The sequence below is a fragment of the Streptomyces sp. URMC 124 genome (assembly GCF_051386455.1).
Taxonomy (GTDB): Bacteria; Actinomycetota; Actinomycetes; order Streptomycetales; family Streptomycetaceae; genus Streptomyces.
This window is the reverse complement of sequence record NZ_JBPQTS010000050.1, coordinates 13,331-34,809: the sequence shown is the minus strand read 5'-3', so window position 1 is coordinate 34,809 and position 21,479 is coordinate 13,331. Positions and strand designations below refer to the sequence as shown.

11 protein-coding genes and 1 pseudogene are annotated in these 21,479 nt (G+C 74.5%); 3 read left to right on the top strand and 9 right to left on the bottom strand.

The window, feature by feature from the left end; translation table 11 throughout:
* Positions 1 to 95 precede the first annotated feature (95 nt).
* The gene (locus tag ACSNOG_RS13455; protein WP_436752860.1) at positions 96 to 863 is read right to left on the bottom strand and encodes a hypothetical protein; all 768 of its coding nucleotides are present in this window, start codon (positions 861 to 863) and stop codon (positions 96 to 98) included.
* A gap of 137 nt (positions 864 to 1,000) precedes the next feature.
* Here ACSNOG_RS13455 and ACSNOG_RS13450 point away from each other — a divergent pair, with 137 nt between their 5' ends.
* Positions 1,001 to 2,227, top strand: coding sequence for an MFS transporter (locus tag ACSNOG_RS13450; protein WP_436752859.1), 1,227 nt, complete (start codon positions 1,001 to 1,003; stop codon positions 2,225 to 2,227).
* A gap of 142 nt (positions 2,228 to 2,369) precedes the next feature.
* Positions 2,370 to 3,428, top strand: coding sequence for an aldo/keto reductase (locus ACSNOG_RS13445; RefSeq protein WP_436752858.1), 1,059 nt, complete (start codon positions 2,370 to 2,372; stop codon positions 3,426 to 3,428).
* 27 nt (positions 3,429 to 3,455) lie between these two features.
* Here the strand turns inward: ACSNOG_RS13445 and ACSNOG_RS13440 are convergent, their stop codons facing one another.
* Positions 3,456 to 3,635 carry a hypothetical protein gene (locus tag ACSNOG_RS13440; RefSeq protein WP_436752857.1) on the bottom strand — a complete coding sequence of 60 codons (180 nt, stop codon included), beginning with the start codon at positions 3,633 to 3,635 and terminating at the stop codon, positions 3,456 to 3,458.
* 165 nt (positions 3,636 to 3,800) lie between these two features.
* Between ACSNOG_RS13440 and ACSNOG_RS13435 the strand changes: the two genes are divergently transcribed.
* A complete protein-coding gene (locus ACSNOG_RS13435; protein ID WP_436752856.1) occupies positions 3,801 to 4,406 on the top strand; it encodes a GNAT family N-acetyltransferase in 606 nt (201 codons plus the stop codon).
* Here the strand turns inward: ACSNOG_RS13435 and ACSNOG_RS13430 are convergent.
* The 7 genes and pseudogenes from ACSNOG_RS13430 to ACSNOG_RS13400 all read right to left on the bottom strand — a co-directional run.
* Entirely contained in the window at positions 4,358 to 5,473 is a 1,116-nt protein-coding gene (locus ACSNOG_RS13430; protein WP_436752855.1) for a FecCD family ABC transporter permease, read from the bottom strand. The genes ACSNOG_RS13435 and ACSNOG_RS13430 overlap by 49 nt on opposite strands.
* The gene (locus ACSNOG_RS13425; protein WP_436752854.1) at positions 5,470 to 6,408 is read right to left on the bottom strand and encodes a FecCD family ABC transporter permease; all 939 of its coding nucleotides are present in this window, start codon (positions 6,406 to 6,408) and stop codon (positions 5,470 to 5,472) included. The genes ACSNOG_RS13430 and ACSNOG_RS13425 overlap by 4 nt, the downstream gene beginning before the upstream one ends.
* A gap of 85 nt (positions 6,409 to 6,493) precedes the next feature.
* The gene (locus tag ACSNOG_RS13420) at positions 6,494 to 7,327 is read right to left on the bottom strand and encodes a siderophore-interacting protein (protein ID WP_436752853.1); all 834 of its coding nucleotides are present in this window, start codon (positions 7,325 to 7,327) and stop codon (positions 6,494 to 6,496) included.
* Between the two features lie 144 nt (positions 7,328 to 7,471).
* On the bottom strand, positions 7,472 to 9,184 hold the full coding sequence (locus tag ACSNOG_RS13415) for an ABC transporter ATP-binding protein (RefSeq protein WP_436752852.1): 1,713 nt from the start codon (positions 9,182 to 9,184) through the stop codon (positions 7,472 to 7,474).
* Positions 9,177 to 11,453: an ATP-binding cassette domain-containing protein gene (locus tag ACSNOG_RS13410; RefSeq protein WP_436752851.1), complete on the bottom strand. Its 2,277-nt coding sequence runs from the start codon at positions 11,451 to 11,453 to the stop codon at positions 9,177 to 9,179. Before ACSNOG_RS13410 ends, ACSNOG_RS13415 begins: the two co-directional genes overlap by 8 nt.
* A gap of 100 nt (positions 11,454 to 11,553) precedes the next feature.
* Positions 11,554 to 11,766, bottom strand: a complete 213-nt coding sequence (locus ACSNOG_RS13405; RefSeq protein ID WP_436752850.1) for an MbtH family protein — start codon at positions 11,764 to 11,766, stop codon at positions 11,554 to 11,556.
* A gap of 84 nt (positions 11,767 to 11,850) precedes the next feature.
* Positions 11,851 to 21,462 (bottom strand): annotated as a pseudogene (locus ACSNOG_RS13400) (amino acid adenylation domain-containing protein); the annotation flags it as partial.
* Positions 21,463 to 21,479: the final 17 nt, after the last annotated feature.

The window sequence follows — 21,479 nt, the reverse complement described above, 5'->3', positions numbered from 1 at the left end:
GTCGCGGCGGCGGGGGCAGGCGGGCAACGGGTTTTCGCAGCAGGGCGGCGCGCCGGTCCGGGCCGCGCCGCGTCACCGCACGCGCACCGCTTCCGCTAAGGCCTCCCGGAGCCGCCCGCCCCCTGCAGCCGCCGCAGCGTCCAGCCCCGCCCGTTGGGATCGAGGGGGCGGGTGGCGGCCGTGAAGGTCTCCGCGGCGCGGCGGTAGGAGAGGCGGCCGCGTGCGGTCGTGAACAGCGGTCCGCCGACGCGCCCGAGGGTCAGCAGCGGCAGCAGCCGCGCCGCGCCGTCGCTCCAGCGCAGCACCGGGGCCGTGCGGCTCCTGGTGCGACGGCCGGGGAGGTCCAGGTCGTCGACGTCGAGGGCGAGAAGGCGTTCGATGGGGGCGCGGGTCTCGTGCAGCAGGTGCCAGAAGGCCTGTTCGCGCAGCGGGGCGGGGAGTGCGAGGACGGCCCGGACCTCGTGCGGGCGGAGTCCCGCCGACGCGTCGCGCGGTTTCGGCACGGGCAGGGGGCGCAGTCCGGCGGTGGGGTCGGCGGCCAGCCAGCCGCGGGCGCACCACCAGGCGACGGCACTGCCCAGGGCGGACAGCTCGCGGTTGGCGGTGCGGGCGCCGACCGTGGCCGACCGGGCGGCGAAGGCTTCGCGCAGGCGGGCAGGGGTCTGCGGGGCCTCCAGCAGGGCGAGCGGTACGGACGGGGGGACTGCTTTGCGGCGGACTGCGCCCGGGGGCGGCGTGCGTTCCACCAGGGCCCAGGACCAGGTCGCCAGGGCGATGCCGTACACGCGCCGGGAACCGGCACCCAGGCCGGAGGCGGCGAGGTATCGCTCGACGGCGACGGCGTACTCCACCGGACGGTTCAAGGAGGCCCCCCCTCTCACTCACCGCAGTAAATGCGAACCGATGCGGGCTTGTGCCCAGCATAAGTTGACACTGCACGGCTCAACTTCATTTCGCGATGTCCTGGCGTGTCCCGCCGCGCGCCCTGCACTCTGCCCGCATGTCACTCGATATCCGTCCGGCGGCGGTGCTGCGGGAGCGGCACTTCCGTCTCTTCTTCACCGGCTACGTCACCTCGCTGCTGGGGTCGTCCATGGCCTCGATCGCCCTGTCCTTCGCCGTTCTGCGGGCCGGCGGCGGGGGTCCCGAGCTGGGGCTGGTCCTCTCGGCGCGGATCGTGCCGCTCGTGCTCGTCCTGTTGGCGGGCGGCGTCGTCTCCGACCGGCTGGGCAGTCGTCAGGTGATGCTGGCCGCGGACGCCCTGCGCTGCCTGACGCAGGCCGGGCTGGCTCTGGCCCTGCTGGGCGGGATGCCGGGGCTCGGCACCCTGCTGGTCCTCGTGGCCCTGTGGGGTGCGGCGGAGGCGCTCTTCACGCCGGCGCTGGAGGCGTACGTGCCGCGCATGGCCCGTGACGAGTCGCTGTCGGACGCCAACGCGCTGCTGGGCGTGGCGCGTTCGGCGACGGCCGTGGCGGGCCCTGCGCTCGCGGGCGTGCTGACGGCGGCGGCCGGGCCGTCCTGCGTGCTCGCGCTCGACGCCGCCAGCTACGCGGTGAGCGCCGCCGCCCTGGCCCTGCTGCCCGGCCCGGAGCGGAAGGCAGCCGCACGGGCGCCGTTCCTCGCCGAACTCCGGGAAGGGTGGGCGGAGTTCCGCTCACGGACCTGGCTGTGGGTGACCACGGCGCACGTGTGCCTGTTCAACCTGTTCGTCTGGGGACCGCTGCTGGTGCTGGGCCCGGTCGTCGCCGAGCGGCGGCTGGGCGGCGCGGCGTCGTGGGGGCTGGTCATGGCGCTGTACGGGGCGGGGGCGATGGCCGGTGGCCTGGCCGTGCTGGGCCGCCGGCCGCGCCGTCCCCTGCTCGTGGCGACGTCCGCCACGGTGGGCTGGTCGCTGCCCTCCGCCGCTCTGGCGACGGGGCAGCCGTTGCCGTGGATATGCGCCGGTGCGCTGGCCGCCGGTGCCGGCTCGGCGGTCTGCGGCACGCTCTACGCGACCGCGACGCAGCGTCAGGTGGCGCCCGGCACGCTCGCCCGGGTCAGTGCCTACGGCGCGTTCGGGGCGTTCGCGCTCGGCCCGGTCGGGCTGGCCGCCGCGGGGCCGCTCTCGGTTTTCGTGGGCACGTCGGGGGTGCTGGGATTCGGTGCGCTCTGGCAGCTCGCGGCGGTGGCCGTGATGCTGTCGCTGCCCGCGATACGGGGGGCATTGCCGTCCGCGCCTCGTCCGTAGACCGCGTCGGCGGCGGAGCTCGCCGCCATGGGCGAGGCGGACCACCGCGCCGCGCCACCGCGGAGTTTGCGGTGGAGCGCGCTCCAGCTCGTAGCGTCGGGCCCACGACCGGACCGCCATCACCGGACCGAAGGGGTACTTCATGCGTTACACACTGTTCGGCAGGACCGGCCTGCGGGTCAGCGAGCTGGCCCTGGGGGCCATGACCATCGGCGGCGACTGGGGCTGGGGCACCGGCAAGGACACCAGCCGGCGCATCGTCGACGCCTACGCGGACGCGGGCGGCAATTTCGTCGACACCGCCGACATCTACACCGACGGCACCTCGGAGCGCATCCTCGGCGAGCTGCTGGAAGGCCGCCGGGAACGCTTCGTGCTGGCCACGAAGTACAGCTGCGCCACCGCGCCGGGAGACGTGAACGCCGCGGGCAACCACCGCAAGAACCTGGTGCAGTCGGTGGAGGCGAGCCTGCGCCGGCTGCGCACGGACTACGTGGACGTGCTGTGGGTGCACGCGCGGGACAACTTCACGCCCGTCGAGGAGGTGATGCGGGCCCTGGACGACGTCGTGCGCAGCGGGAAGGTGCTCTACGTCGGCGTCTCCGACTGGCCGGCGTGGGAGATCGCGCAGGCGAACACGCTCGCCGAGCTGCGCGGCTGGACGGCCTTCGCGGGTTCGCAGCTGCGCTACCACCTGCTGGACCGCACGCCCGAGCGCGAACTGCTGCCGCAGGCCCGCGCCTTCGACCTGGCGGTGCTGGCGTGGAGCCCGCTGGCGGCCGGCAAGCTGACCGGCAAGTACCGCCGCGGCGAGTCGGGAAGGCTGACCGCGGAGGGCGAGCAGGGCTCGTCGGGGGCCCGGGAGGACGCGATCGTCACCGCGGTCCTGGAGGTCGCCGAGCAGGGCGGCTGGAGCCCGGCGCAGGTGGCGCTGGCGTGGCTGCGCGGCCGGCCGGGCAACGTCGTCCCGATCGTCGCGGCCACCAAGGAGAGCCAGCTGGCCGACAACCTGGCCTCGGTGGACGTGCGGCTCGACGCCGGCGCCGTGGCGCGGCTGGACGAGGTGAGCGCGGTGCCGCTGGGGTTCCCGCACGAGTTCCTGCGGGAGCCGGGCATCACGCGGAACGTCTACGGCGACCGCTGGCCCGCCATCGACGAGCGCCGCTCCACGTACCGGCGCACGGCGCACGAGGTCCTTTAGGCGCCGGGCCCCGGCGGCCGGCCGCGCCTACCGCCCGCCGGGGGCGCCCGCTTCCCCCCGTTCCGTGCCCGGCTCCTCCGGGGTGAGGGGTTCGGCGTCGCGCCACTCCTCGGTCCGGGTGGGCCGGCCCGAGCGGGTCAGCTCCGCCACTTCCTTCTTCAGCTCGTCGTCCCGCTTGGCGCCGTGCTTGCTGCTTCCCCGGTCCATCGTTCGTGCCTCCTGATGGTCGGCGTGGCTGGAATCCGTCGGGTGCCCGGACTTCTCCCGGCTAAACCGGCTGAACCGGCTGCCTCCCCTCCCCGGAGACCAAGATTTAGTTAGGTTAGGCTAACCTCACTTTCTGCAGGTGAACGTGAGAACCGGGAGCCCTCTATGAGGCTGGGTCCGCTGGCGGTCCGTACGGGAGAGGACCGTCCGGTCCTCCCGGCGCCCGGAGGCGTGCGAAGAGCACGGGCCGCCGACGCACCCGGGCTGTACGCGCTGTCGGAACCCGCCATGGGGACCGGCGCGCTGCGCCGCCGCACCCCGCACGTCTACGCGGCCCGGTTCGCCGAGTTCTTCGTGGCGGAGGACGCCCACGGGGCTCTCGAAGGCTGCGTGGCCCTGCGCACGTTCCCCGGTGCCGGGCCGGCGGCCACCGGACCGGCGGGAGTGCTGCACAACTTCTGTGTGCGTCCCGACCGCCGGCGTCGCGGCGTCGGCTCGCGGCTGCTGACGGCGCTGCTGCTGGACGCCTCCGACCGGTCGGTGACCGAGGTGTTCGCGGCGACGACCGGAGGCGGCGAGGCCTTCCTCCGCAGCGGCTTCCGCGAGACGGACCCCGCGCGGGCGCCGCGCACGTGGGTGGCGGCCCTCGATCCCGCCCGCGGCTCCCGCGTCTTCGCCCGCCCCCTGCCCGGGTCCGCGCTCCCCGAGGAGGGCGCTCCCGTTCAGCCCTGGCCCGCGCGCCACTGCCGCGCGAGCACGTACACGAGGTAGCAGCCGCCCAGGACCCCGGTCAGGACCCCCACGGGAAGCTGCGTGGGGGCCAGCATCCGCTGTGCGGCCAGGTCACCGGCCGTCAGCAGCAGGGCGCCCAGGACGGCCGACGGGGCGAGGCCGGGGCCCGGGGCGCGGGTGAGCCGGCGCACCACCTGGGGCGCCACGAGGGCGACGAACGGTACGGGCCCCGCGACGGCCGTGGCCAGGGCGGTGAGCCCCAGGCCGGCGACGAGCGCCCCGGCCTTGACCCGCTCCACCCGTACGCCCAGCGCCGACGCCGTGTCCTCGCCCATCTCCAGCATGCGCAGCGGCCGGGCCAGGAGCAGGGCCGCGGGGGCGAGGACGGCGAGGGCCGCGGCCATCGTGCTCACGTGCTGCCAGCCGCGGCCGTTGAGGCTGCCGGTGAGCCAGACCTGGGCGCTCTGCGCGTCGGTGAAGGACGCCTTCGCGATCAGGTAGGCGTTGGCCGAGGAGAGCAGTGCGCTCACGCCGATGCCGACGAGGACGAGCCGGAAGGTGGCGGCGCCGCGCTGCCGGGCGAGCAGGTGGACGGCGGCGCCGGTGAGCGCGCAGCCGGTGACCGAACCGGCGGCGACCGAGGCGGTGCCCGCGCCCAGCACGAGGAGGGTGACGAGGGCGCCGGTGGCGGAGCCGACGGTGAAGCCGATGACGTCGGGGCTGCCGAGCGGGTTGCGGGCGACGCTCTGGAAGAGCGCACCGGACAGGCCGAGGGCGGCGCCGACCAGAAGGGCCGTCAGCAACCGCGGCAGCCGCAGCTCCTGGACGATGTACGTGTGCGCGGGGTTGCCGTCGCCGGCGAGGACGCGCAGGACGTCGGGCACGGGGATGGGGAAGTCGCCCGTGGTGAGCGTCCATACGCCGGTGGCGGCCGCCGCCAGGAGCAGGCCGAGGCAGACGGCGGCGGAGCGCGGGTCCCAGCGCACGGAGAGGGCGGGGCGGCCGGGCGGCGACAGGCGCAGGGTGCGCAGGCGCGTCGTCCGCACAGGGGTACCCGGCGGCTGTTCGGCCGGGCGGGGGTGCGCAAGCGGGGTACGGCTGGTCACAGTTCGCTGATCCTCTTGCGGCGGACGAGTGCGATGAACAGGGGCGCCCCGAGGAACGCGGTGACCACTCCGGCCTCCAGCTCCTGCGGGCGCAGCACGACGCGCCCGAGGATGTCGGCGGCGAGCAGCAGCGCGGCGGCGAGGACGGCGCTGTAGGGCAGGACCCAGCGCTGGTCGGGGCCGGCGATCAGCCGCGCGGCGTGCGGCACGGCCAGGCCGACGAAGGCGATCGGGCCGACGGCGGCGGTGGCGGCTCCGCACAGCAGGGTGATGGCGAGCATGGTGGCGAACTGAGTGCGGCCCGGGTGGGCGCCGAGCGCGCGGGCGGTGTCGTCTCCCAGGGCGACGGCGTTCAGCGGCCGGGCCAGCAGTGCGGCCAGCAGCGTGCCCGCGGCGAGGAACGGCAGCACTTGGCGGATCAGGGCGCCGTCCACGCCGCCGAGGGTGCCGATCTGCCAGAACCGGAAGCGGTTGAGGGTGAGCGGGTCGAGCAGGATCAGGCCGTTGACGACCGCGGTGAGGACGGCGGTGACGGCGGTGCCCGCGAGGGCGAGGCGCACGGGGGTGGCCCGGGAGCGGCCGCGGGTGCCCAGCAGGTGGACGGCCGCGGCGGCGAGGGCCGCGCCCAGCAGCGCGCACCACACGTAGGCGTGGAAGCTGCCGAGGTCCAGCAGGGCGGTCGCGGCGGCGACGGCGGCAGCGGCGCCTGCGTTGACGCCGAGGAGGCCCGGGTCGGCGAGCGGGTTGCGCGTGAGCGCCTGCATGAGCGCGCCCGACAGGCCGAGGGCGATGCCGACGCCGATGCCGAGGAGGCTGCGCGGCAGCCGGGAGGTGCGGACGACGATCCAGTCGTCGTTGCCGGGGTCGGGGTGCAGGAGGGCGTGCAGGACGTCGCCGGGCGGGATCGTCTTGGCGCCGATGCCGATGCTCAGCACGCGCGGCGGGCCGGGGGCCGCCCCTCGCCCGCGGCGTGCTGCACGGGGTGGGGGCCGTCGGTGGTGGTGGGAGGGGCGGTGGCGCTCACGCGTGCTCGTGCTCTTCGTCCGCGTGGTGGTCGTGGTTCTCCACGCCGCGCTTCCAGTAACCGTCGATGTCCACCTGCTCCTTGGCCATGCCGAGCTCGCGGCGCAGGTAGCGGCGGATGGGCTTGAGGGTGCCGGCCTCACCGGCGACCCAGGCGTAGCCCAGCCCGCCTGCGGGAAGTTCGGCGTGACGGATGGCCCGTTCCAGCAGGTCGCTCGTGCCGGCCGGGGCGTCCCCGCGGTGCAGCCAGGTCAGGGTGCAGTCGGCGGCGGTGGTGAACTCCTGCTCGTCCTGCGGCCCGGGCACCTCGGCGAAGGCGAGGACGCGTACGCCCGCGGGCAGCATCTCCAGCCAGCGGCCGAGCGCGGGCAGGGCGGTCTCCTCGGCGGCCAGCAGGTACCAGTCGTGGACCATCGGCAGGATCTCGGAGCCGCGGGGGCCGAGGACGCCGAGCCGCATGCCCGGCTCCGCCCGCGCGGCCCAGGCGGAGCCCACGCCGTCGCCGTGCAGGACCATGTCGACGTCCAGTTCCTGCGCCTCGCGGCGGTAGTGACGGACGGTGTAGTCGCGGGTGATGGGCTCCACGGGGGCGTCCATCCAGGTGTCGTTGCGGATGACCGGCTCGACCGGCAGCTCGGCGCCCGGTTCGGCGAAGCAGAGCTTCACGTGGTCGGTCGGCGCCTGCTCGCAGAAGCCCTCCAGCGCGGGGCCGCCGAACGTCACCCGCACGGTGGAGGGGGTGAGCCGGTCGACCCTGCGCACCTCCAGCAGGCGGTACTTGAGGGGGTGGCGGACGATGCGCATGCGCGGCGGGAGCGTCTCAATGGTCATCGATCATCCCAATCTGGCCGGGGTGTGCCGCGGGACCGGCACCGCGTCGCGGTGGCCCCCGCGCGGGCGCGCGAGGGCCACCGGGCTTCACGTGGACGGCCGGAGAGCACCCCCCGAACCGAACTTAGGCAACCCTAACCTAACTCATTGTGTATTGGCCATCGTTCCGGCCACCCGGCCGCCGTCCAGCGCGATCACCCGCGGCAACCGGGCGATGGTGGCCGGCCGGTGCGCGACGACGATGATCGTGCGGTCGCCGCGCATACCGTCCAGGGCGTGCTCCAGCCGGCCCGCCGTCACCGGGTCGATGTCGGCGGTCGCCTCGTCCAGGACGAGCACCGCCGGATCGGCCAGGGCCGCCCTCAGCAGCCCGACGATCTGCCGCTCCCCCGCCGACAGGCGCGAGCCGCGCACGCCCACCTCCGCGTCGAGACCGCCCAGATCGCGGACCCACTCCCGAAGTCCCAGCTCGGCCACGGCCCGTTCCATCTCGGGCCGCCCCGGCGCGCTGTGCACCAGCTCCAGGTTCGCGGCCACCGTGCCCGTCACCATGCGGACCTCCTGCGGCACCAGCACCACGCGCCGGCGCAGCTCCGCCTCCGGGATCTCCCGCAGGTCGACGCCCGCGAAGCGCACCACGCCCCGGTCGGGCGCATACAGGCCGCACAGCAGCTTCGACAGCGTCGTCTTGCCCGAACCGGTCTCGCCGACCACGCCGCTGCGGTCGCCCACCGGGAAGCTCAGCGAGACGCCGTGCAGCACGTCCGTACCGTCGCGGTAGGAGTAGCCGAGGTCCTCGCAGTCGAGTGCGCCGCGCAGGGGAAGCTCGTCGGCGACCCCGTCCGCAGCGGGCTCGTGCGCGGCGGCCCGGTCGGTGGCCGCCAGCAGGTCCAGCAGCCGGGCCAGGCCCGTACGCGCCGTCTGCACCTCGCCCACGAGCTGCGAGATGTCCGAGAACGAGTCGAAGAGGTTACGGCTCGCCAGGACGAAGACGACGACCGTGCCGACGCCCATCGCCCCGCGCGAGACGGACCAGCCGCCCACCAGCAGCAGCACGACCAGGGCGAACCCCTCGATCAGACCGACCAGGTCGATGCGGTTCTCCACCCGGATCGCGCGCCGGGCCGCACCGACGGCCACGGCGTTCTCCCGGTCGAACCGGCGCAGCCAGCCGGGCAGTCCGCGGGCGCTCTGCAGCGCCTCCCGCACCGTCAGGGTCTCGGTGAACGTCGCCGCGACCGTCGCCTCCGCCGCCGCCTTCCCGCCGAACGCGCGCGGCGCGGACCGCTGGAACCAGCGCATCACCAGCAGCGTCAGCGGCACGAAGACGGCCAGTTGCACCAGCGCCAGCTGCCACGAGTAGCCGAAGAGCACGACGAGGGTGAACAGGAGCGTGGCCGTCGCCGAGACCAGCCTGCGCAGGTGCATGCGCACGAAGGAGGCCAGCGCGGCCACCTCGCCCGTCGTGCGGCGCAGCAGGTCGCCGGTGCGGTGCGACTCCAGGAACCGCAGCGGCGCCGCCGCCAGGTTCTCCACGCACTTCTCGCGCAGGCTGCGCACGACGTTCTCGCCGGCCTTCGCCAGGAGCAGTTCGCCGGCGCGGGCGAGGCCCAGCTGGAGCACCGCGAGGAGGACGAGGACCACGGCGGCGGTCAGCAGCCCGCCGCGGTCCCGGTCGAGCAGGGCGTCCGTCGCCCGCCCGATGAGCGGGGCGACGGCCACCAGCGCGGCCGAGTCGGCCAGCCCGACCACGACGGCGACGGCGAGCGCACGCCGGTGCGGGCGCAGATGGGGAGCGGCACGGCGCAGCACGCGCCGCTCGTCGGGCTGCTCGTCGAGCAGAACCGGCTCAGCCACGGGGGCCCTCCGGGGTGGTGACGGGGGTGGGTGCGGTGCCCTTGCCAGGGCGGGCATCGGCGTCGGGGGACGCGGGGACGGCGCGGGAGCCACAGCCGGTGCCGGCATCGGCATCGGCATCGGGAGACGCCGGAACGATGCCGGAGTCACTGACGGTGCCGGCGTCGGCATCGGGGGAAGCCGGGACAGCGCGGGAGTCACTGCCGACGCCGGCATCGGCCTCAGAAGACGCCGGGCGGGGGCCGGTGCCGGTGGTGTTGCCGGAGCGGGATTCCGCGTCGGCGTCGGCGTCGGTATCGCCTGCGGCGGTGCCGGGGCCGGCGTCGGCCGGACGGGCGACGCCGGCGGCGGGGACGGCATCTGCCGGACGGGGGGCGGCGCCCACGCCATGGGCAGAGGTGATGCCGGAGCCGGGCTCGGTATCGGACGGGCGGGGGTTCTTGCCGGTGGAGGCGGCGGTGTCCGCGCGGGGCACGGCCGACAGCGTGACGACGCGGTCGGCCGACTCCAGGACCGCCGCGCGGTGCGTGGCGAAGACGATCGTGCGGCCGTTCGCCCACGTTCGCAGGCGGTCCAGGACCAGCCGTTCGGTGGTCGTGTCCAGCGCGGACGTCGAGTCGTCCAGGATCAGCACCTCCGGCTCGCCGAGCAGCGCGCGGGCGATGGCCAGCCGCTGCACCTGACCGCCCGACAGGGCGGTGCCGCTCTCGCCGAGCTCGGTGTCGTAGCCGTCGGGCATCGCGGCGATCTGGTCGTGGATGCCGGCGGTTTCGCACGCGGTGCGCAGGGCGTCGTCCTGCAGGTCGCGGCCGAGCCGCAGGTTCTCGGCGACCGTGCCGGACAGCAGCAGCGGCCGCTGGGCGACGTACGCGATCCGGCCGCGGATGTCGTCCAGGGCGGCCTTCCGCAGGTCCGTGCCGCCGTAGCGGACGGTGCCCGTGTCCGGGTCGTCGAGCCGGACGGGCAGCCGCAGCAGGGTGCTCTTGCCGGAGCCGGTGGCGCCGCTCACGGCGACGAACTCCCCCGCCCGTACGGTCAGGTCGATCGGCGCGAGGACGGTCACGCCGTCGCGCACCGCGCTGACGCCCGAGAGCTCCAGGTCGCCGCCCGCAGAGAGGGCGACCGGCGCGGCCGGGTCGGTGACGCCGGCTTCGATGGACAGCGCCTCGTCGATGCGGGCGGCGGCCACGTCGGCCTGCCCGCGGGCGAGGAGCCGGTCGACCAGGACCCGGGTGGCGAGGGTGATGCCGGCCATCCAGGACGTGAAGGCGACCAGGCCACCGATGGTCAGCCGCCCGTCGAGGACCGCGAGCCCGCCGAAGCCCACGCCGACGGCCACGGCCATCCGCGGCACGAAGGGGGCGACGGACGCCCAGGAGGCCTCGATCCGGGCCGCCTTGACGGTGCGGTCGGTGACGGCGGCGCTGGCCGCGGCGTGCCGGGCCACGAGCGGCCGGTGACCGCCCGTGCCACGCAGGCCCGTACCGAGCTGGAGGAGGTCGGCGACGGCCTCGGCGCGGACGCCGTGCGCCTCGGCCAGCGCACCGCTGGCCGCCCCGAAGCGGCGCGGGAAGGAGAGGTTGACCCAGATCAGGAACGGCAGCATCCCCAGCGTCACCAGCAGCAGCGACACGTCGAGCACGCCCATGCCGGTCAGGACGCCGGCGAAGGTGGTGGCCAGCACGACCCAGACGGCCAGGCCGTGCACCCACTCGCGCACCATGTCGGTGTCCCGGCCGGCGCGCATGGCCAGGTCGCCGTGGCCCCGGGAGGCGAGCGCGGCCCGGTCGAGACCGGCCAGGTGCCGCAGGAGCCGGGAGCGCAGGTCGGCTCCCACCTTGGCGTCGGCGGAACCGGCCCAGTACTGCCAGCCGTAGAGCCCGGCGAACTGGACGGCGGCGGCGCACAGCGTCGCGGCCGCCCACACCACGAGCGCGTGGGTGTCCTTGGCCGTGACGCCGTCGTCCAGCGCCTTCTGGATGCACCACGGGACCGCGAGGAAGGCGAGCTGCCGGACTCCGGCGGCGGCCATGGCCGCGCCGATCGTGGCCCAGTGCGGCCGCAGGGCGCCGCGCAGCAGGGCGCGGGCCCGTTGCCGCCGTTCGGGCGAGAGGTCCTGCGGGCTCTGCTCTTCTTCCTCCTCCGGGGCGGCCTCCAGGACGGCGTCCGGGGCGGCGTCCGCGGGCGGGGCCTCCTCGGCGGGCGGCGGGCCCGGGGGCTCGTCGGCGGTGCCGGGGTGGTGCTCCGGCCGGGCGTGTTGGGTGCTCACGACGTCAGGTATCCGCTCTCAGCAGGTCGGCTCGGCCGCCGCGGGCGGACCGGGTGGGTGCCCGGTCCGCCCGCGGCGGCGGGTGTTCGGGAGGGGCCGGTCAGGACCGGGCGACGAGGCTCGCCGGGCGCATGTCGGTCCAGTGCGCGTCGACGTAGTCGGTGCAGGCCTGCAGGGAGTCCTCGCCGTGGACGGCGGTCCAGCCGTCGGGGACCTCGGCGAAGGCGGGCCACAGGGAGTGCTGGTTCTCGGCGTTGACGAGAACGAGGTAGCGGGCGTCGTTGTCCTCGAACGGGTTGGTGGTGTTGCTCATGGTGATGTGCTCCTTTGTGCAGTGAGGTGAGAGGGAAGAGAGGGGTCAGGAAGCCGCGGGTGCGGTCTCCCGGAAGCGGGCGGCGAGTTCGGCGACGGTGGGCCCGGCCAGCAGGTCGCCGATGCCCGGACCGGCGTCGCCGGTGCCGAACGCCTCGCGGATGCGGTGCAGCAGCGTCATCGCGAGCAGCGAGTGGCCGCCGAGTTCGAAGAAGCTGTCGTCGACGGTGACCTCGGGCAGCCCGAGCACGTCGGCGAAAACGTCGCACAGCGTCTTCTCCGCCACGTCGCGCGGGGCCCGGCCCGCGCCCCCGGCGGTCATGTCGGCGGAGGTGGGTGCGGGGAGGGCCTTACGGTCGAGCTTGCCGTTGACGGTCAGCGGCAGCGCGTCCAGGACGACGAACGCCGACGGAACCATGTACTCGGGCAAGCTTGAAGCGAGCGAACGGCGAACGGCAGCGACATCGACGCCACTCGCGGCCGCCGGCACGAGGTAGGCCGCCAGGCGCTTGACACCCGGGGTGTCCTCGCGGACGACCACCGCGGCCTGCGCGATCGAGGACAGGCCGGTCAGAGCGTCCTCGATCTCGCCGGGCTCCACACGATAACCGCGGATCTTAACCTGGTCGTCGGCGCGGCCGAGGAAGTCCAGCAGACCGTCGCGGCGCCACCGCACGACGTCACCGGTGCGGTACATGCGGGCGCCCGGCTCGCCGAAGGCCGCACCGAACGGGTCGGCGACGAACCGGCCGGCGGTCAGGCCCGGGCGGTCGAGGTAGCCGCGGGCCAGGCCGACGCCGGACACGTACAGCTCACCGGGGACGCCCACCGGCACCGGCTGCAGCGCGGCGTCCAGGACGTAGGCGCGCGTATTCCGGATGGGGCGGCCGACGGTGGCGGTGTCGCTGTCGAGGGTGCCGCCGCCGAGCGTGTTGATCGTGTACTCGGTCGGACCATACAGGTTGTAGCCCATGAGGCCGGGCGTCTCGCACAGCCGCGTCCACAGCGACTCGGGGACCGCCTCGCCACCGAGGAGGACCAGCACCGGACGGTGACGGCCCTCCTCCAGCAGACCGCACTCCACCAACGCCTGCGCGTACGACGGCGTGACGTTGATGACGTCGACCGCCTGCTCCGCGCAGTAGGCCGCCAGTCCTTCCGCGTCACGGCGCAGCGACTCGTCCAGGACATGGACCTCATGTCCCTCCACGAGCCACAACAACTCCTCCCACGACATGTCGAAGGAGAACGACACGGTGTGCGCGATGCGCAGTCGTCGCCCGTCGGCTGAGGCGACGACGGGGCGGAAGATGGCCTCGCGGTGGTTCAGGAGCATGTTGGTCAGGCCGCGGTAGGGCGTGACCACACCCTTCGGGCGGCCCGTCGAACCCGACGTGAAGATGACGTACGCGGCAGCATCCAGATCCACCCGCGCCTCCACCGGCCCGTCCGGCAGACCCGCCAACTCGGCGACGACCGCAGGGTCGTCCAGCTCCACCCGCGGAACCCCCGCCACGTCCGGCATACGGTCGCGCGCCGTGGAGTCGGTGAGCAAGACGACGGGTTGCGTCTCCTCGACCATGTGCGCGAGGCGGTCGAGCGGGTAGTCCAGCTCCAGCGGCAGGTAAGCGGCACCGGTGCGCAGCACCGCGAACAGCGCCGCCACCATCTCCAGCGAACGCGGCAGACCCAGGGCCACCACCCGCTCCGGACCCGCGCCCCGCGCCAGCAGCAACCGGGCGAAACGGTTCACCCGCGCGTCCAGTTCGGCGAACGACCACACCCGGTCGCCCGCCACCAGGGCGGGGGCCTGCGGCGTGCGAGCCGCCTGCTCCGCGAGCAGGTCCGCCACCGAGGCGTCCGGCAGTTCGTGCTCCGTCCGAACCCACTCCCCCAGGACCGCGTCCCGCTCGCCCTGCGTGAGGACGTCGAGGGCGCCGATGCGGCGGGCCGGGTCCTCGGCCACCTGGGCGAGGAGGGACAGGAGCCGCTCGACGAGGGCTTCGGCGGTGGCGCGGTCGTAGAGGTCGGCCGCGTACTCGAAGGCGATGTCGATCTCCTCCGTGCTCGGGGTCTCCTCGAAGTTGAAGTCGAGCTCGAACTTCACGGAGCCCAGCTCGAACGGGAGGATGCGGCTCTCCAGTCCGAGCAGGCGGCGGGCCTCGCCGTCGCTGTTGCGGTAGCCCAGCATCACCTGGAACAGCGGGTGACGGCCGGGGACGCGCGGCGGGTTGACGGCCTCGACCAGGCTGTCGAAGGGCAGGTCCTGGTGGGCGAAGGCCGCCAGGTCGTGCTCACGGACGCGGCCGAGGAGCTCGGCGAACGTCGGGTCGCCGGACAGGTCGTTGCGCAGCACGAGCGTGTTGACGAAGAAGCCGACGAGTCCGTCGAGCGCGGCATCCGAGCGGCCCGCGACGGGGGCGCCGAGGGGGATGTCGTCGCCGGCGCCGAGCCGGTGGAGCAGAGTGGCGACGGCCGCCTGCAGGACCATGAACGTGGTCGTGCCGGTGGCAGCGGCGGCGGCGCGCAGCCCGCGGTAGACGGTCTGCGGCACGTGGGCGCGTACGGTGTCGCCGCGCAGGCGCGCGGCCGGGGTGCGCGGCCGGTCGGTGGGCAGGGCCGGCTCTTCCGGGATCCCGGCGAGTGCCTGCTTCCAGTACGCGGCCTCGCGGCTGTGCAGGCTCTGCTCGTCCGCGGGATCGCCCAGCAGGTCGCGCTGCCACAGCGCGTAGTCCGCGTACTGGACCGGCAGCGGCTGCCAGGCGGGAGCAGTACTGCGGACACGGCCGGCGTACGCCTCGGTGAGGTCGTCGACGAAGGGCAGCATGGACCACTCGTCGCCGGCGATGTGGTGGAAGAGCAGCACCAGGACGTGGTCCAGGGGGCCGATCTCCAGCACGGTGACGCGCAGGGGCAGTTCGCGGGAGAGGTCGAAGCCGTGCCGGACGGCCGCCTCCACGTCCGCCTCCAGCGCCGCCTCCGTGGTGACGGTGACGTGCAGCGCCTCGGCGGGCTCGGGCGCGTCGAGGATGCGCTGGACGAGGCGGCCCTCGTGCTCGCCGATGACGGTGCGCAGGCTCTCGTGGCGGCCGGTCACGTCGGTCACGGCGAGGCGCAGCGCGGCCGTGTCGAGCCCGCCGGTCACCCGGACGACGAGCGGGACGTTGTACGTGGCGCCCGAGCCGTCGAGTTTCTGCAGGAACCACATGCGGCGCTGGGCGTGCGAGAGGGGCAGCTCGGCCGGGCGCTCGCGGCGTACGAGCGCGGGCCGGCCGGCCGTCTCCGCGGCGGTGCGCTCGGCGAGCGCTGCCGGGGTCGGTGCCTCGAAGAGGTCGCGGATGGCGAGGTCGGTGCCGAGGGCGGTACGGATCCGGCTGACGAGGCGGGTGGCCAGGAGGGAGTGGCCGCCCAGGTCGAGGAAGTGGTCGTCCGGGCCGACGGGCCCGGTCCCGAGCACCTCGCCGAAGAGGGCGCACAGCTGCTCTTCCCGGGAGTTGGCGGGAGCACGGCCCGTGCCCGTGGCTCCGAGGTCGGGTGCGGGGAGGGCTTTGCGGTCGAGCTTGCCGTTGACGGTCAGCGGCAGCGCGTCCAGGACGACGAACGCGGACGGAACCATGTACTCGGGCAGGCTTGAAGCGAGCGAACGGCGAACAGCAGCGACATCGACGCCACTCGCGGCCGCCGGCACGAGGTAGGCCGCCAGGCGCTTGACGCCCGGGCTGTCCTCGCGGACCATCACGGCGGCCTGTGCCACGGCGGGCAGCTGCGCCAGCGCGTCCTCGATCTCGCCGGGCTCGACGCGGTAGCCGCGGATCTTGACCTGGTCGTCGGCGCGCCCGAGGAAGTCCAGCAGACCGTCGCGGCGCCACCGCACGACGTCACCCGTGCGGTACATCCGGCTGCCCGGCTCGCCGAAGGGGTCCGCGACGAAGCGGCTCGCCGACAGGCCCGGGCGGTTCAGATAGCCGCGGGCCAGGCCGACGCCCGACACGTACAGCTCGCCCGGGACGCCGACCGGGACGGGCCGCAGCCACGCGTCCAGCACACGGGCTTGGGTGTTCCGGATGGGACGGCCGACGGTGGCGGTGTCGCTGTCGAGCGTGCCGCCGCCGAGCGTATTGATCGTGTACTCGGTCGGACCGTACAGGTTGTAGCCGATCAGGCCCGGCGTCTCCTTCAGCCGGGTCCACAGCGACTCCGGCACCGCTTCGCCGCCGAGGAGGACCAGGACGGGACGGTGACGGCCCTCCTCCAGCAGACCGCATTCGATGAGCGCCTGTGCGTAGGACGGCGTGACGTTGATGACGTCGACGGCCCGCTCGGCGCAGTAGGCCGCCAGTCCTTCGGCGTCACGGCGCAGGGACTCGTCCAGGACATGGACTTCATGTCCTTCCACGAGCCACAGCAACTCCTCCCACGACATGTCGAAGGAGAACGACACGGTGTGCGCGATGCGCAAGCAGCGGCCGCCGGCCGCCTCCACCACGGGGTTGAAGATGGCCTCGCGGTGGTTGAGCTGCATGTTGGTCAGGCCGCGGTAGGGCGTGACCACACCCTTGGGACGGCCCGTCGAACCCGACGTGAAGATGATGTACGCGGCCGCATCCAGGTCCACCCGCGCCTCCACCGGCCCGTCCGGCAGACCGGCCAGCTCGGCGACGACCGCAGGGTCGTCCAGCTCCACCCGTGGAACCCCCGCCACGTCCGGCATGCGGTCGCGTACGGACGAGTCCGTGAGCAGGACGACGGGTGCGGTCTCCTCGACCATGTGCGCGAGGCGGTCGAGCGGGTAGTCCAGTTCCAGCGGCAGGTAAGCGGCACCGGCGCGCAGCACCGCGAACAGCGCCGCCACCATCTCCAGCGAACGCGGCAGACCCAGAGCCACCACCCTCTCCGGACCCGCACCCCGCGCCAGCAGCAACCGGGCGAAACGATTCACCCGCGCGTTCAGTTCGGCGAACGTCCACACGCGCTCGCCCGCCACCAGTGCCACCGCGTCCGGCACGGCTGCCGCCCGCTCGGCCAGCAGGTCCGCCACGGAGGCGTCCGGCAGCTCGCGCTCCGTGGCGGCCCACTCCCCCAGGACCACGCCGCGCTCCGTGTCCGTCAGCACGTCGAGGTGCCGGACGAGGACGCCGGGGTCCGCGGTGATCTGTTCCAGGAGGGAGAGGAAGCGCTCGGCGTGCTCCTCGACCGTCGTGCGGGTGAAGACGTCGGGGCGGAACTTCCACTCGAAGGTGAGCCGTTCGCCCGGGTTGGCCGCGAAGATCAGCGGGAAGTGGGTGGCGTCCACGTCGGTGACGTCGTCCACGCCGAGGGCCTGTCCGATGCGGTCGCGCTCGTCCTGGTCGACGGGGGTGTTGCGCAGCACCTGGAGCGTGTCGAAGAGCCGGCCCGTTCCGGCGGCGCGCTGGATGGTGCCCAGGCTGAGCTGGTGGTGCGGCAGGAGGGCCGCCTGCTCGCCCTGGAGGCGGGCCAGGTAGGCGGCGACCGTCTCGTGGCGGTCGAGGCGGGCGCGGACCGGGACGGTGTTGAGGAACATGCCGATGGTGCGGTCGATGCCCGTCAGCTCCGCCGGGCGGCCGGAGACGGTGGTGCCGAAGACCACGTCCTGACGTCCCGTCAGTCCGGCCAGGAGGAGGCTCCAGACGCCCGACAGGACGGTGTTGAGGGTCAGGCCGTGGGTCCGGGCGTAGCCGGTGATGCGGGAGCTGAGGCCGGCGGTGAGCTCGGTGACGTGCTCCTCGGGCAGCAGGGCGGCGCGCTCGCGGGCCTGCGGGGCGATGAGCGTGGGCTCGTCGACGCCCGCCAGGGCTTCGCACCAGGCGTCTTCACCTGCAGCGGTGTCCTGGGTGTGCAGCCAGGCGAGGAAGTCGCGGTAGGCCAGGGGCCGGTCGCCGTCCATAGCGTGCTGCGGCAGGGTGCCGGTGGCGACGAGGGCGTGGCAGCAGGCCAGGAGCTCCTGCAGGAACAGGCCGGTGGACCAGCCGTCCCACAGCAGGGTGTGGTGGGTGACGAGGACGTGCTGGCGGCCGTCGGGGGTGAGGACGGAGGACAGGCGCACCAGGGGCGGATCCGCGAGGTCGAAGCGGGTGCGGGCCTCGGCGTCCTGCAGTCGCCGCAGCTCGGCGCCGGCGGCCTCGGGGGCGAGGGCGCGCAGGTCGGTCTCGGTGACGGGGACGGTGGTGCCGGCGGGGATGAACTGGACGGGCCGGTCGAGTCCCTCGTGGAGGAATCCGGCGCGCAGGTTGGGGTGCCGGTCGAGGACGGCGGTCACCGCGGTGCGCAGCGTCTCCACGGGGACGGGGCGGCGCAGGGTGACGACGTCGCGGGAGGTGTAGACGTCGAGGGCGTCCTCGTCGTAAAGAGCCTCGAAGAGCAGGCCCTGCTGGAGCGGGGAGAGCGGCCAGATGTCGGTGGCGCCGGGGGCGGCGGCGCGGACGGCCGCGAGGTCCTGCTCACCGGGCGCGGGCAGTTCGGGGGCGGCCGCCGGGGTGGTGGTGTCGCCGGTGGGCGTACTGTGCCCGGCTCGCTCGGCCAGTCCGGCCGGGGTGCGGGCTTCGAAGACGTCGCGCGGGCTGAGGGTGAGCCCTGCGGCGCGGGCGGCCCCGACGAGGCGGATGGAGACGATGCTGTCGCCGCCGAGGCGGAAGAAGTCGTCGTGGACGCCGGCGCCGGGGAGTTCGAGGACCTCGGCGAAGAGGGCGCACAGCGTGGCTTCGGTCCCGGTGGCAGGTGCGCGGTCGCTGTCGGCCGCGGTGCGCTCGGGGATGTCGTCGGGCAGCGCCTTGCGGTCGATCTTGCCGTTGACGCTCAGGGGGAGCGCGTCGAGGGTCACGAAGGCGGACGGGACCATGTACTCGGGCAGCCGGGCGGCGCAGGCCTCGCGCAGGGCGTCGGGGTCCGCGCCGGCGCCGGGGGCGGGGACGACGTAGGCGACGACGTGCTGGGCGCCGGCCGCGGTGGTGCGGACGAGGACGGCGGTGTGCGCGACGGCCGGGTGGGCGGCGAGGACCGCCTCGATCTCGCCGAGTTCGATGCGGAAGCCGCGGACCTTGACCTGGTCGTCGGTGCGGCCCAGGTACTCGACGGCGCCGTCGGCCCGGCGGCGCACCAGGTCGCCGGTGCGATACATGCGCTCGCCGCTGCCGGAGGGGTCGGCGACGAAGCGCGAGGCGGTCAGACCGGGCCGGCCGAGGTAGCCGCGGGCCAGCTGGACGCCCGCCAGGTACAGCTCACCGGGCACGCCCACCGGGACGGGGCGCAGGGCCGCGTCCAGGACGTGCAGGCGCGTGTTCCACACCGGCCGGCCGATGGGCACGACTCCGGAACCGGGCTCCGTGCGGTGGTACGTAACGTCGACCGCGGCTTCGGTGGGCCCGTACAGGTTGTGCAGCTCGATGTGCGGCCACAGCGCGGCGAACCGGTCCACGGCCGCGGCAGGCAGGGCCTCACCCGAGCAGAAGACCCGGCGGACGCGCCGGAAGGCGCTGCGGATCGCCTCGTCCTGCTCCGCGGCCACGGTGAAGGCCGCGAGCATCGACGGGACGAAGTGCGCGGTCGTGACGGAGGCCCGCCCGGCCAGGGCGGCGAGGTAGTCCGGCTCGCGGTGGCCACCGGGCCGGGCGAGGACCACGGCAGCGCCACTGACCAGCGGCAGGAAGAACTCCCACACCGACACGTCGAAACTCGCCGGGGTCTTCTGCAGGATCCGGTCCCCGGCACCGATCCCGTACGCCTCGCGCATCCAGTCCAGGCGGTTGACGATCGCCTCGTGCGTCACCACCACACCCTTGGGACGGCCCGTCGAGCCGGAGGTGTAGATGACGTACGCGGCATGCTGCGGCCCCGCCGCAACGGGTGCGAAGGCCGGTGCGGGGGTGCGGTGTTCGTCGGCGAGCAGGACGGGCACGTCCTGCAGCCAGGAGAGCCGGGGGCGCTCGGAGCCGGCGGTCAGCACGCATACGGGGGCGGCGTCGTCCACCATTCCCGCGAGGCGCTCGGCGGGGTGGTCGAGGTCCAGCGGCAGGTAGGCGGCGCCGGACTTCAGCACGGCCAGCAGCGACACCATCAGCTCGGCCGACCGCGGCACGGCGACCGCGACGATCCGGTCAGGCCCGGCACCGGCCGCGGCCAGCTCGGCCGCCAGCGCGCCCGCCTGCTCGTCGAGCTGCCTGTACGTCAGCTCGCGGCCTGCGTAGATCACGGCGGTCGCGTCCGGGGTCGCCGCCAGCCGCTCGGCGAACCGCGTGACCAGCGTGCCGCCGGGCACCGCCCGGTCCGTGGCGTTCCACTCCCCCGCCAGCGCCCGGCGCTCTTCGGGGAGCAGCAGGTCGAGCCGGGCCAAGGGCGTCTCGGGGGCGTCGGCGAAGACGGTGAGCAGGTGCAGGAAGCGGTCGGTGATGCGCTCGGCGGCGGCGCGGTCGAAGACGTCCGGGCGGTAGCCGAGCTCCAGACGCAGGGTGTCGCCGGGCAGGACACGCATGGTCAGCGGGTAGTGGGTGGCATCGCGGGCGCCGAGGCCGGTGACCTGAAGACCTCCTGCGGCAGCGGCGGCGCCGAGGATGCCGGAGACGTCGTCGCTGCCGGCGTAGTTCTCCACGACCAGCAGCGTGTCGAAGAGGGGGCCTTCGACGGCGGTCAGGCGCTGGATGCCACCGAGACCGAGGTGCTGGTGGTCCATCAGGGCGGCCTGCTCGGCCTGGACGGCGGCGGCCGTGGCGGCGAGCGTGGCGCCGGGAGCCAGGCGGACGCGGACCGGCAGGGTGTTGATGAACAGGCCGACCATCGTGTCGGCGCCGGGCAGGTCCGCGGGGCGGCCGGAGACGGTGGTGCCGCTGACGACGTCCATGGCGCCGGTGAGGGAGCCCACGAGGACGCCCCACAGCGTGTGCAGGACGTTGCCGAGGGTCAGGCCGCGGGTGCGGGCGGCGACGGTGAGGGCGGCGGTGAGGTCCGGGTCGGCCTCCGCCTCGACGTCCTCCGGTTCGGCGGGGGTGCCGAGGCCGGCGCCGGGCGCGACCGGGTGGGGCTCGGTGAAGCCGTCGAGGGCGGCGGTCCAGGCGCGCCGGGCGGCGTCGGTGTCGCGGCCCGCGAGGAGTTCGAGGTGGTCGCGGTAGGGGCGTACGGGCGGCAGGGCGGCGAGGTCGCCGCGGGAGCCGACGAGGGTGAGCAGCTCGCGGACGAGGATCGGCATGGACCAGCCGTCGAGGAGCAGGTGGTGGCAGGTGACGACGAGCCGGGCGGTGTCCGCGCCGAGCCGCAGCAGGGTCAGCCGCAGCAGCGGCGGCTCGGCGAGGTCGAAGCGGTGGTTCCAGTCCTGCTCCATGGCGGCGCGGACCGCTTCCTCCTGGACCGGCCGGTCGCCGGCGAGCGCGGTGAGGTCGAGCTCGCGGAGCGGGGTGCCGACGTGGCGCTGGACGAACTGGACGGGGTCCTCGCCGTCGTCGTACCAGAAGCCCGCCCGCAGGTTGGCGTGGCGCTGCAGCAGCGCGTCGGTGGCGGCGGCGAGGTCGGCCGTGGCGAGGGGGCCGGCGAGGTCGAGGTGGGACTGGACGACGTAGACGTCGCGCGCGCCGTCGTCGTAGACGGCGTGGAAGAGCAGGCCCTCCTGGAGGGAGGACAGGGGGTAGACGTCCTCGAGCGCGGATCCGGCGCCGGGGTCGTCTGCCGGGGTCAGGTCGGTGGGGTCAGTCATGGTGGCGCTCTCGGTCG